The sequence below is a fragment of the Pseudomonas sp. EGD-AK9 genome (assembly GCF_000465935.2).
GTDB lineage: Bacteria > Pseudomonadota > Gammaproteobacteria > Pseudomonadales > Pseudomonadaceae > Aquipseudomonas.
This window is the reverse complement of record NZ_AVOF01000055.1, coordinates 1-10,765: the sequence shown is the minus strand read 5'-3', so window position 1 is coordinate 10,765 and position 10,765 is coordinate 1. Positions and strand designations below refer to the sequence as shown.

The following is a 10,765-nucleotide window of genomic DNA, read 5'->3' as shown; positions in this document are numbered from 1 at the left end:
GAGCGAGGCGCTGGCCGGCGAATTCCGCGGCGGCCTGGCGGTGGTGGCCAGCGGCGAGACGGCGGAGGGCGCGCAGCGCTTTCGCGACGGCAAGGGGCGCCACGGTGCCTTCTGAACGGGCCGCACTTTTGTCGGGTGTTGCCCGTGCGCGTGCCGGCTAAGCTGCGTGCATGCCCCTCACAAGGAATGCTCGATGCGCCGCCTGCTGCTGCTCTTGCTCGCCGTCCTGCTGGTCGGCTGCTCGACCCCCGGCGCCTTCTTCGGCGACCTGGACGGCGAAGCCTTCGTCCCCCACGCGCTGAGCGACGAGAACCACGCCCTGGTCTATCTGTACCGTCCACGCAACGACTGGGCCGATCAGGAGCTGGAGGCGCCGGGGCTGTTTCTCGACAACCAGCTGATCGGCAGCCTGCCGAGCAACGGCTACCTGGTGCTGGAGTTCGAGGCGGCCAACCATCGGCTGGAAATGCGTCGGCCGCTGGCCGGCAGCTTCTGGACCCTGCTGGCCGACGGGCCGCTGGACTTCACCCTGATCTCCAGCTTCAGCCTGGATGCCGCCGTGGGCGGCACCTACTACCTGCGCTACGACGAGGACGGCCCGCCGCCGCACAGCGGCGCCCTGGACGGCGGTGGCGATGGCCCGCTGCAGCTGGTGTCGGCCGAGCTGGCCGAGCGCGAACTGGGCGCCACCCGCCTGGTGCAGCCGCCGGCTCGCATCGCTGCCCATCACCAGCAGGGGGAGCGCCCGCAGCGCGGCTTCTGGCGCTCGGTCGGTCAGGCGCTGGACAAGATCGGCATCTGATTTGGCGGCGCCGCGCGTGCCAACTGGCGGCAACGACCATCGGCCTGCGCGGGCGCACGGGAGTAGTACCGGGCTGTTACCTGTCGGAGCAAGTAGGGGCGAATAATGGCTCCGTTGCATCCACCCTCAGGAGACGATCATGGCTGCCAAGAAGATTCTGATGCTGGTCGGCGACTACGCCGAAGACTACGAAACCATGGTGCCCTTCCAGGCCCTGCAGATGGTCGGTCACAGCGTGCATGCGGTGTGTCCGGACAAGGTCGCCGGGCAGACCGTGCGCACTGCCATCCACGATTTCGAGGGCGACCAGACCTACAGCGAGAAGCCGGGGCACAACTTCGCCCTCAATTTCGACTTCGCCAAGGTCAAGGCCGAGGATTACGACGCGCTGCTGATTCCCGGCGGCCGTGCCCCGGAATACCTGCGCCTGAATGGCGACGTCGTGGCGCTGGTAAAAGCCTTCGCCAAGGCCGACAAGCCCATCGCCGCGGTCTGTCACGGCGCCCAGCTGCTGGCCGCCGCCGGCGTGCTGGAGGGCCGCGAATGCAGCGCTTACCCGGCCTGCGCGCCGGAAGTGACGCTGGCCGGCGGCCGCTACGTGGATATCCCGGTGGATCAGGCCCACGTGCAGGGCAACCTGGCCACCGCGCCGGCCTGGCCCGCGCATCCGGCCTGGCTGGCGGGCTTCCTCAAGCTGCTCGGCACCGAGATTCGCCTGTAGTCGAGCCGTAGCCCGGACGCCATCCGCGGCGCATCATTGCCGGTATTCTCCGGATTGCATCCGGGCTACGACGCTGCCACAAGTTTCCAGGAGGCGACGCTCATGTGCGAACTCTATGTAAAGGCCGACCCCATCCTCTACGAATCGCGCTCGCGTTCGCTGCGCATCCACGGCGTGGTGACCACCTTGCGCCTGGAAAACCAGTTCTGGGACATCCTGCGCGAGATCGCCGAAGTCGACGGCATGACCACCAACCAGCTGATCGCCAAGCTCTACGACGAGGTCATGGACTTTCGCGGCGAGGTGGTCAACTTCGCCTCCTTCCTGCGCGTCAGCTGCACCCGCTACCTGGCGCAGAAGGCCGGGCGCGCGGTGCCGCTGCGGGTGGTCGGCGCCGGTTGAATCACTGGTACATCCAGAAGTTCGGATGCTCCGGCACGGCCGGCGCTGTCGGCTTCGGGGTCGGGCGGGTTTGCTGGAAGAGGCGTTTGAGCATGGTCATGGTGGGGATCCCTGAGTGATATGGCTGACAGGGATGCATGATGGTGGCGACGCTTCGATAGAAGAACTGGATTTTGTCTATGGCAGCTATTAGTCAAAGACTATGGGTGCAGTCGTTTGGGCAAACGCACGGTGACCTGAAGCCCTCCCAGCGGCGAATCCTCCAGGCTGATGCTGCCCTGATGCAGCTCCACCACCCGCAGTACGATCGACAGGCCCAGCCCTGCGCCCAGCCCTTCGCCGAGGCGGAAAAAGCGTTCGAACAGGCGCTCGCGTAACTCCGCCGGCACCCCGGGGCCGCTGTCTTGCACCCGCATTACCAGCGCCTGCTGCTCGGCGATCAGCTGTACCTGGATGCAGCCACCCTTCGGCGTGTACTGCACGGCGTTGCTCACCAGGTTCTGCAGCAGGATGCCCAGGCTCGGGGCGTCAGCGATCAGCCGGTAGTCGCCGGATTCGTTGGCATCGAGCACCAGATCCTGCTGCCGATCGAGGGCCAGCGGCGTCAGTTCGGCCAGCTCGCCACGCAGGAATGCCAGCAGATCGAGGTCGCCCATGCTCAGGTGCGCGCTGCTCGGGTCGAGACGGGCCAGGGTCAGCAACTGCGTCACCACCCGGGTCGCACGGTCGACGGCGCCGGTCAACTGACGCAGGGCTTCGCTGCGGTCGCCGGCATCCGCTGCCTCCAGGGCGTTCTGGGCGTGGATGCGCAGCACCGCCAGCGGTGTGCGCAGCTCGTGGGCGGCGTCGGCGATAAAGCGTTTTTCCTGATCGAGCAACTGGTTGACCTGCAGCAGCAGGCGATTGAGCGCGGCCGCCATCGGCTCCAGTTCGTTGGGCAGCGGCGGAAACACCAGCGGCGCCAGATTGTCCGGGGCGCGGCCGCGAATGGCACGGGCCATGCGCTGCAGCGGGCTCAGGCCCCAGCCCACCGCCAGCCACAGCAGCAGGCCAACGGCTGGCAGGCCGATCAGCAGCGGTTGCAGGCTGCGCCGGGCGATCTTGCCGATCAGTTCGCCGCGAACGTCCTCGCGTTCGCCGGCCAGCACCCAGTGGTAGTCGCGGCTGTCGTGCAGGACGAACACGCGCCAGCGATGCTCGCCGATGCTAAGGCTGTGGTAGCCGATCAGGTAGCGGGCCAGTTGCGCCAGGCGTTCGCGCCTGGATTGGTCAGCGTTGGGCGGGGCCAGGCCGAGTTGCTCGATCATCTCCTCGAGCAGGCCCGGCGGCGCGCTGGCGGACTGGAACAAGAGCTCGCCATCGTCATCGAGCATCTGGAAGGCCAGCTTGCCTTCGTACTCGTGGCCGAGCAGGTTTTCCGGGTTACGGGCATCTTGCAGCATGAGGGCTTCATCGAGAACCGCCTGGAGGTCGCGCCGTTCGTTGCTGCTGAGGTCGTGGCGTATCAGGCCCATGAGCAGGCGCGCGGTCTGCGACAGCTGGGCGTCGAACAGCTCGCGTACTTCGTGCACGGAGTCGCTGTAGATCTTGTGGCTGATCAGCCCGAAGCTGCCGGCCAGCATCAGCAGCAACAGAACCAACAAGCGGATGCGCATGGAGCCGAAGGTTCTGTGCAGTCTCATTTGTCCACCAGATAGCCGACGCCACGCACGGTGCGGATCAGCTCCGGGAAGAACTTCTTGCGCAGGTGATGCACGTGCACTTCCAGGGCATTGCTCTCCACCTCTTCGTCCCAGCCATAGAGTGCCTGTTGCAGCTTGTCGCGCGTCAGCACGCGTCCAGGCTGGATCAGCATTTCGTGCAGCAGAAGAAATTCCTTGCGCGGCAGATTGATGGCCTGGCCCTGGTATTCGACCCGCTGGCTGGCCGGATCGAGGCGAATGCCGCGGTACTCCAGCGCCGGCTGTGGACGCTGGAAGCTGCGCCGCAGCAGGGCACGCAGGCGCGCCTTGAGTTCGGCGACGTCGAAGGGTTTGATCAGGTAGTCGTCGGCGCCGGCATCGAGGCCGGCGATGCGGTCGCTGGTGGCGTCGCGGGCGGTCAGCACCAGCACCGGCACCGGGTTGGCGGCGGCGCGCAGGTGCTTGAGCACCTGCAGGCCGTCCATGCGCGGCAGGCCGAGGTCGAGGATGACCAGCTCGAAACTCTCGTGGCTCAGCGCATGCAGGGCGCTGGCGCCGTCCTGCAGCCAGTCCACGGTGTAGCCTTCGGGTTTCAGCGCGGTGCGAATGCCTTCGCCCAGGGCCTGATCGTCTTCGACGAGAAGAATGCGCATGGCAACTCCTGCAGGGGGGGCCGAACTACCGGAGTTTACTCTCGACCTGCTGCAAAAGCGCCTTGGCTTCGGCGCGGCGCCCCTGGTCGGCCAGTTCGCGGCCGGGGCGATCCTTGGCGGCCAGGGTTTTTTCCAGCGCGGCGCGGGCTTCCTCGTAGCGTTTCTGCCGTTGCAGGAAGTCGCCGTAGAAGTAGTTCGGGTCGATACCGTCCGGGTTGATCGCCAGCGCCTGCTTGAGCATCTTCTCGGCCTGTTGGTCGTCACCGAAGCCGATCGGCCAGCCGGGTACCTGGTAGTAGAGGCTGCCGAGGCTGGTGTAGGCCGAGCCGGCCAGGGCCTGCGGGTCGATGGTAAGCGCCTGTTCCAGGCTGGCCTTGGCCTCCTTGACCAGGCGCAGGGCGCCGAGGCCACCTTTGGCGCCGGCCTGGGTGCTGAGGATGATGCCGCGCCAGATCAGCAGCTCCGGCGCCTTGGGCTCGCTGGCCAGCGCCGCGTCGGCCTGCGTGACGAGTGTGGCGAAGGCCTCTTCGCGCTGCTTCTCCGGCGTCTGGTAGTGGATCTCGGCCCAGCGCGTCTGCAACTGCTGCAACTGGATCTGGCCGTTGTCACTGAGGGCGAAGGCGGGCAGGGCGGTGCAGCCGAGCGCGGCGATGATCAGGGGGCGAAATGCGTTCACGGGCAATCTCCTCAGTGCTTGTGGCGGGCAAAGCGTTGAATGATCGGCAACTGCTTGCGCAGGGCCTGGTCGACCACGCGCGGCAGCAGACCGTTGAGGCGCACGAACAGGCGTTCCGGCCAGCCCAGGTGACGTTCCTCCTGCTCGCGGCGGATGGTGTCGAGCAGTTCCTCGGCCACCTGTGCGGGGTCGTCCATGGCCACGCCCAGCTCATCGTTCATCGCCACCACGCTGGGGGCGTTCATCGAGGTGCGGGTGGCGCGCGGGGCGAAGTAGAGGACGCGCACGTGGGTGTCGGCCAGCTCGCGGCGCAGCGCCTCGGAGAAGCCGCGCAGGGCGAACTTGCTGGCGCAGTAGGCGGCGAAGCCGGGGTAGCCGATGGCGCCGAAGGTGGAGCCGACATTGATCACCAGGGCGCGCCGCTGGGCGCGTAGCAGCGGCAGCAGGCGTTGGGTCAGCTGCAGCGTGGCGGTGACGTTGAGGTCGATCAGCTCGGCGATCTGCTGCTCGTCCTGCTGATCGAGCAGGCCGAAGCGGTTGACCCCAGCGGCGTTGATCAGGCAGTTGAGGCCGCCGAAGTTCTGCGCTGCAGCGACCAGCGCATTACGCCCGGTGCGGCTGGCGATATCGGCCTGCAGCAGTTGCACGTGCTGGGGGAAGCGTTGTTGCAGCGGCTGTAGCGGTTCCAGGCGACGGCCCACCAGCAGCAGATGGGCACCTTCGCTGGCCAGACGCTGCGCCAGGGCCAGGCCGATGCCGCCGCTGGCGCCGGTAAGCAGGACACGGCAATCCGTCGGTTGCATGAACTTACTCCTCGCCGGCCAGCGGCAGGCTGCGGAACATGTCGCCGTAGAGGCGATAGACGACCTTGGCGGTGTGCACCACGGCGGCCTTGTCATCATCGTTGTCCAGGCGGTTCATCAGCTTCTTGAAGAACTCGATGTGCTCCAGGTCCAGGCTGCCGTGGGAGTTGAGGTAGCTGAAGGCCTGGTTCGGCAGTTGCAGTTTGTCCTGAATGATGCCGGCGGCCTGGGTGGCCAGGGCGATGCTGGTGCCTTCGAGCACGTTGACCATGCCGAAGAAGCTCACCGGATTGTGTCGGGCGATGCGGTCGTAGACGTAGGCCACCATCAGTTCGGTGGACAGGCGCGGTGTGCCGTTGCGCACCGCTTCCTTATCGGCACCGCAGGCGGCGATGTCGCCCAGCACCCACTCCTGGTGGCCGGTTTCCTCCTCGATGTACTCGGCGATGGCTTCGCGCAGCCATTCCAGGCGTTCCGGCAGGCGCGCACCGCAGGCCATCAGCAGCGGCACGGTGTGCTTGACGTGGTGGTAGGCCTCGGTAAGGAAGGCGATGTAGCTGTGCAGGGCGACCCGACCGGTCATGGCCTGCTGGATGATCGGCGCGCCGAGCAGGTAGTCGCGCTCACGCTGGGTCTGGCTCAGCAGGGATTCATAGAAACTCATGCGGGTACTCCTTCTGCCATCAGCTCATGGATGGCGCTTTGGTAATGGGTGAACAGGGCGGCGCGGCGCAACCGACCGTTGGCCGTGGCCAGCTCGTTGCTCGCGTTGAACGGGGCCTCGGCGCGCAGCCAGCGGTGCACGCGGGCGTAGTCCGGCAGGCCGTGATTGACTTCGTCGACGGCAGCCTGCAGCTGCGCGTCGGGGGTATTGGCGACGCGCGGCACCAGCACCGCGACGTTGCCCGGCAGCGCTTCGCCGTGCAGCCAGGCCTGGGCGATGGGCAACTGCTGCACCAGCTCGGCCTCGACCCATTCCGGGTTGACGTTGCGCCCGTAGGCGGTGATGAACTGATGCTTCTTACGCCCGTGCAGCACCAGGAAACCGTCCTCGAAATGCCCGAGGTCGCCGCTGCCCAGCCATTCGCCTTGCGGCGCCGGCTCGCCGAGGTAACCGAGCATGCGCGCGCCCTTGACCAGTACCTCGCCGTCGTCGGCCAGCCTCACCTGCAGGTGGCCGAGCGGCTTGCCGGTGCTGCCGATGCGGCGCTGCTCGGGCGTGTTCAGGCACACCACCGAGGCGCATTCGGACAGGCCGTAGCCCTCGAAGATCGGTAGACCGAGGGCATCGGCCCGCTCCAGCAACTGCGCGGCGACCCGGCCGCCACCGACGGCGACGAAGCGCAGCGAACCCGGCAGCGGCAACTGGCGTTCGGCGGCGCTGACCAGGGCCAGCAGCAATTGCGGCAGCAGGATCAGGCTGTGCGGCTGGGCCGCCTGCAGTGCCTGGAGAAAGCGCGCCAGGTCGAAGCCGCTGGCGCCGGTGAGGCCGATCTGTGCCATGGGCATCAGTTCGACCCGCGCGCCGGCCAGCAGCGGCGCGTAGACGCCGGCGATGTTCTCCAGCAGGGTCGCCAGCGGCAGGATGCACAGGTGCCGCTGCACCTCGCGGCTGGCGCTGGCCTCGAGCAGGCTGCCGGCCACCGCCAGCTGCGTATCCAGATCCAGGCACACCCCCTTGGGCTGGCCGGTGGTGCCGGAGGTGTAGGTGATCTTGCAGGTGTTGGCATGCAGCGCGGCGGGGTGCGCCACCGAGCGGCGATGGATATCGCCCTCCACGCTGGTGAAACCTGGGGCGCCAGCACCGATCAGACAGTCGATGCCGGCGCTGTCGAGCACGTGACGCTGCTGCTCGGCAGAGAAGAACGCCGGCAGCGGTACGCAGACCAGGCCGGCGTGCAGCGCCGCCAGATCCCACAGCACCCAGTCGATGCCGTTGTCCAGGGCCAGCGCCACGCGGCGGGCACCCTGTGCACTCAGATATCTGCTACGGGGCGTCACGGCTGCGAGCAGCGTGGCGTAGCTCAGTGTGCGTTCACCTTCGACCAGCGCGACACGCTCGCCATGCTGCGCCAGGCGCGCGAAGAAGGCCTCAACTGCAGTGCACATCAGGCATGTCCTCCAGGGCGTAGAGCGGCTGGTGGCCGAGGCGTGGGTAGGCGCCCAGCTGCAACAGGCGCTGATGACCGCCGCGGATATCGCCGGCCATCACCAGGGGGCGGCTGTCGTAATAGCTGCCCCAGTCGGCCAGTTCCTCGCCCATGCACCTGGGGTTGGCCTGACCCAGGGCGATGGGCGCCAGCCCCAGGCGCTGGAAGCTGTTGAGCAGGGTCGGCGTGCCGGTGAAGGCGACCCAGCGAAAGCCCAGCGCCACCAGCAGGTCGGTCAGCGCGACGATCAGCAGGCGTGCTGCACCGGGGCTGTCGGCGGCCAGGTTGCCCACTTCCACCAATTCGCCACGGTCGGGCTCGATTCGGCCCAGGCGTGCGCCGATGGCGCTCTGGATCGGCTCGTCCAGGTAGCGTTCGAGAAACAGCGGGCCGTTGCCTGCACTGCGCACACCCAGAGCGCCGAGCAGCTGCCCGGCCCGATTCTCCAGAGCGAACAGGCAGGGCATGAACTGATGAACTCGTGCGCCGTACTGCAGAGCAAAGCGCCGGCGGATGAACTGTTCCAGGGCAGCGCGACGTGCGCTGCCCTGGGCGACCAGGTGAAGCTCGAAGCTGTCGCCGCGGCCGATTCGGGCCACGGGACGCTCATGATGCGCCCAGGGTAGTTCCATGCTCGGAACCTCGGTGATGAACCTGGGGGCGATTGTGTGGTGGGCTGGCTTAACGCTTTATTAAGCGCTTGCAGAATCGTTGCAGCGGCCCTGCAGGCCAGGGCGCGCGTGCGTTGCGGGGGCTTTCAGCCTACCTGCGCCACCCAGTCATTGAGGTTGTAGTAGTTGCTGATGCGCGCCACCTTGCCGGCCTTGATTTCGAAGAAGGCGCCGGCCGGCAGCACGTAGGTCTGGCCATTGGCAGGCGGCAGGCCTTCGTCGTCGGCCAGGTACTGGCCATGCACCACGAATTCGGCGGCGGCGCGGCTGCCGTCGGCATTCTGCATCAGCACGATGTCGGTGAGGCGCTCGCGGTAGCAGCCGTTCATCTTGTCCATGAAGGCGGCGAAGGCGGCCTTGCCGACCTGGCGCTCGCCCTGGTTGATGTCGTGCACCACGTCCTCGCTGAGCAGGTCGAGGAAGGCGGGCATGTCGCCGGCATTGAAGGCGGCGTAGTAGGCCTGCAGCAGTTCGGTGGCGGTCATGGAGACGCTCCTGTCGTAGTCCGTTTAGTGGTTGGCTGGCGCGCATGATAAGTTCGCCGCTTCCCGCCGGCATAGCCGCCGGCGTCACCCTGCAGCTGGCGAGCGACGCCCCATGGATATCCGACTGCTGCGCGGTGCGGAGATCGCGCCCCATATCGACGACCTGGCGCGTCTGCGCATCGCCGTGTTCCGCGAGTTTCCCTACCTCTACGACGGCAGCCTCGCCTACGAGGCCGAGTACCTGGCCACCTACCTGCGCAGTGCGGACAGCCTTTGCGTGCTGGTGCGCGACGAGGGCCGGGTGGTCGGCGCCTCCACGGCGCTGCCGCTGATTGATGAGACCGAGGAGTTCCAGCGGCCCTTCGTCGAAGGCGGCTGGGACCCGGCGCGGGTCTTCTACCTGGCCGAGTCAGTAGTGCTGCCGGCCTGGCGCGGCCGCGGCCTGGGCGTGCGCTTCTTCGCCGAGCGTGAGGCCCATGCGCAGCGGCTGGGGCGTTTCGACTGGTGCGCCTTCTGCGCCGTGCAGCGCCCGGCCGAGCATCCACGGCGGCCCGCCGACTACCAGGCGCTGGACGCCTTCTGGGCGCGGCGCGGCTATCGCCATCACCCCGAACTGCACACCCAGTACCACTGGCGCGACCTGGACGAGAGTGAGGAGTCGGCCAAGCCCATGTCGTTCTGGCTGAAGGAGCTCGCTCGATGATCAGGGTCGCCGCCTGCCAATACCATATCGACCTGCACGAGAGCTGGGAGGCCTACGCCGCGCACCTGACCGCGCTGTGCGAGGAGGCCGCGGGGCAGGGTGCCGAACTGCTGCTGTTGCCCGAATACGCCGGCCTGGTGCTCAGCGGCCAACTGCCCGAAGCCGAGCGCGGCGACCTGCACGCCTCCATCGCCGGCATCCAGCCGTTGCTGCCGCGTTGGCTGGCGCTGTGCGAGGCCCTGGCGCGGCGGCTGAAGATCCATCTGCAACCGGGTTCGCTGCCGGTGCTGGACGAGGACGGCCACTACCGCAACCGCGCCTGGCTGTTCGGCCCGCACGGCTGCCTGGGCAGTCAGGACAAGCTGATCATGACCCGCTTCGAACTGGAGCAGTGGCAGGTTGCGGCGGGCAGCGGGCTCAAGGTCTTCGACACGGTGCTGGGCAAGCTGGGCATCCTGATCTGCTACGACAACGAATTTCCGTTGCTGGCGCGCACCCTGGCCGAGGCCGGGGTGGACCTGATTCTCGCGCCCAGTTGCACCGACACCGAGGCCGGCTTTTACCGTGTGCGCATCGGCGCCCAGGCCCGCGCCCTGGAGAACCAGATCGCCGTGCTGCAGGCGCCCACCGTCGGCCTGGCGCCCTGGTCGCCGGCGCTGGACGAGAACATCGGTCGCGCCGCGCTCTACGTGCCCTCCGATTACGGCATGCCGGCCAGCGGCGTGCTCGCCGAAAGCGCCGAGCTGTGCCCGCAGCGCAGCCGCTGGCTGATCGCCGAGCTGGACCTGGACGCGGTGCGCGGGCTGCGCCAACAAGGTCAGGTATTCACCCGTCGCGACTGGCCGCGGCAGTTCGACGATGGCCGGCTGCTGCTGCGTTGAGTGCCATGCAGGAGTTGCCCGACTCGCCGCAGGCGGCGTACGAACGCGCGCTCGCGTCCGGTTTCGTCGTCGATGCCGCGCAGCGGCGCGCCGCCTCCGCGCTGCAAGACTGTCACGACGCCGTGCACCGCGGCGG

At 67.6% G+C, this 10,765-nt stretch carries 13 protein-coding genes and 2 pseudogenes; 7 read left to right on the top strand and 8 right to left on the bottom strand.

The window, feature by feature from the left end; genetic code table 11:
• From N878_RS28265 to N878_RS03060, 4 genes and pseudogenes are all read left to right on the top strand, one after another.
• Positions 1–115: pseudogene (locus N878_RS28265) on the top strand (enoyl-CoA hydratase); the annotation flags it as partial.
• Between the two features lie 78 nt (positions 116–193).
• Positions 194–802 carry a DUF2846 domain-containing protein gene (locus N878_RS03070; protein WP_021442221.1) on the top strand — a complete coding sequence of 203 codons (609 nt, stop codon included), beginning with the start codon at positions 194–196 and terminating at the stop codon, positions 800–802.
• A gap of 136 nt (positions 803–938) precedes the next feature.
• Positions 939–1,523 (top strand): DJ-1/PfpI family protein, encoded by a 585-nt coding sequence (locus N878_RS03065; protein WP_177342869.1) that lies wholly within the window; start codon positions 939–941, stop codon positions 1,521–1,523.
• A gap of 102 nt (positions 1,524–1,625) precedes the next feature.
• A complete protein-coding gene (locus tag N878_RS03060; protein WP_021442219.1) occupies positions 1,626–1,925 on the top strand; it encodes a ribbon-helix-helix domain-containing protein in 300 nt (99 codons plus the stop codon).
• A gap of 200 nt (positions 1,926–2,125) precedes the next feature.
• On the opposite strand, the gene N878_RS03055 is transcribed toward N878_RS03060, so the two are convergent.
• The 8 genes from N878_RS03055 to N878_RS03020 all read right to left on the bottom strand — a co-directional run bounded on the left by N878_RS03055 (position 2,126) and on the right by N878_RS03020 (position 9,045).
• Positions 2,126–3,607: an ATP-binding protein gene (locus N878_RS03055; RefSeq protein WP_031302675.1), complete on the bottom strand. Its 1,482-nt coding sequence runs from the start codon at positions 3,605–3,607 to the stop codon at positions 2,126–2,128.
• A complete protein-coding gene (locus N878_RS03050; protein ID WP_021442216.1) occupies positions 3,604–4,260 on the bottom strand; it encodes a response regulator transcription factor in 657 nt (218 codons plus the stop codon). The genes N878_RS03055 and N878_RS03050 overlap by 4 nt, the downstream gene beginning before the upstream one ends.
• A 25-nt stretch (positions 4,261–4,285) precedes the next feature.
• Positions 4,286–4,936: a tetratricopeptide repeat protein gene (locus tag N878_RS03045; protein WP_021442215.1), complete on the bottom strand. Its 651-nt coding sequence runs from the start codon at positions 4,934–4,936 to the stop codon at positions 4,286–4,288.
• Positions 4,937–4,947: 11 nt separating this feature from the next.
• Positions 4,948–5,739 (bottom strand): SDR family oxidoreductase, encoded by a 792-nt coding sequence (locus N878_RS03040; RefSeq protein ID WP_021442214.1) that lies wholly within the window; start codon positions 5,737–5,739, stop codon positions 4,948–4,950.
• A gap of 4 nt (positions 5,740–5,743) precedes the next feature.
• Entirely contained in the window at positions 5,744–6,403 is a 660-nt protein-coding gene (locus tag N878_RS03035) for a TenA family transcriptional regulator (RefSeq protein WP_021442213.1), read from the bottom strand.
• Positions 6,400–7,848 (bottom strand): AMP-binding protein, encoded by a 1,449-nt coding sequence (locus N878_RS03030; protein WP_021442212.1) that lies wholly within the window; start codon positions 7,846–7,848, stop codon positions 6,400–6,402. Before N878_RS03030 ends, N878_RS03035 begins: the two co-directional genes overlap by 4 nt.
• A complete protein-coding gene (locus tag N878_RS03025) occupies positions 7,832–8,521 on the bottom strand; it encodes a thermostable hemolysin (protein ID WP_031302672.1) in 690 nt (229 codons plus the stop codon). The genes N878_RS03030 and N878_RS03025 overlap by 17 nt, the downstream gene beginning before the upstream one ends.
• 125 nt (positions 8,522–8,646) lie before the next feature.
• Entirely contained in the window at positions 8,647–9,045 is a 399-nt protein-coding gene (locus N878_RS03020; protein WP_021442210.1) for a nuclear transport factor 2 family protein, read from the bottom strand.
• Positions 9,046–9,157: 112 nt separating this feature from the next.
• On the opposite strand from N878_RS03020, the gene N878_RS03015 reads away from it, so the two are divergent.
• From N878_RS03015 to N878_RS29430, 3 genes and pseudogenes are all read left to right on the top strand, one after another.
• Positions 9,158–9,748 (top strand): GNAT family N-acetyltransferase, encoded by a 591-nt coding sequence (locus N878_RS03015; protein ID WP_021442209.1) that lies wholly within the window; start codon positions 9,158–9,160, stop codon positions 9,746–9,748.
• Positions 9,745–10,629 (top strand): carbon-nitrogen hydrolase family protein, encoded by an 885-nt coding sequence (locus tag N878_RS03010; protein ID WP_021442208.1) that lies wholly within the window; start codon positions 9,745–9,747, stop codon positions 10,627–10,629. The genes N878_RS03015 and N878_RS03010 overlap by 4 nt, the downstream gene beginning before the upstream one ends.
• Before the next feature lie 5 nt (positions 10,630–10,634).
• Positions 10,635–10,765, top strand: a pseudogene (locus N878_RS29430) (cell division protein ZapE); the annotation flags it as partial.

Bases quoted from the DNA above. Each gene is read 5' to 3' on its own strand.
- N878_RS03060 (WP_021442219.1), top strand. From the start codon at position 1,626: ATGTGCGAACTCTATGTAAAGGCCGACCCCATCCTCTACGAATCGCGC.
- N878_RS03055 (WP_031302675.1), bottom strand. From the start codon at position 3,607: ATGAGACTGCACAGAACCTTCGGCTCCATGCGCATCCGCTTGTTGGTT.
- N878_RS03040 (WP_021442214.1), bottom strand. From the start codon at position 5,739: ATGCAACCGACGGATTGCCGTGTCCTGCTTACCGGCGCCAGCGGCGGC.
- N878_RS03030 (WP_021442212.1), bottom strand. From the start codon at position 7,848: ATGTGCACTGCAGTTGAGGCCTTCTTCGCGCGCCTGGCGCAGCATGGC.
- N878_RS03015 (WP_021442209.1), top strand. From the start codon at position 9,158: ATGGATATCCGACTGCTGCGCGGTGCGGAGATCGCGCCCCATATCGAC.
- N878_RS03020 (WP_021442210.1), bottom strand. From the start codon at position 9,045: ATGACCGCCACCGAACTGCTGCAGGCCTACTACGCCGCCTTCAATGCC.
- N878_RS03035 (WP_021442213.1), bottom strand. From the start codon at position 6,403: ATGAGTTTCTATGAATCCCTGCTGAGCCAGACCCAGCGTGAGCGCGAC.
- N878_RS03050 (WP_021442216.1), bottom strand. From the start codon at position 4,260: ATGCGCATTCTTCTCGTCGAAGACGATCAGGCCCTGGGCGAAGGCATT.
- N878_RS03025 (WP_031302672.1), bottom strand. From the start codon at position 8,521: ATGGAACTACCCTGGGCGCATCATGAGCGTCCCGTGGCCCGAATCGGC.
- N878_RS03010 (WP_021442208.1), top strand. From the start codon at position 9,745: ATGATCAGGGTCGCCGCCTGCCAATACCATATCGACCTGCACGAGAGC.
- N878_RS03070 (WP_021442221.1), top strand. From the start codon at position 194: ATGCGCCGCCTGCTGCTGCTCTTGCTCGCCGTCCTGCTGGTCGGCTGC.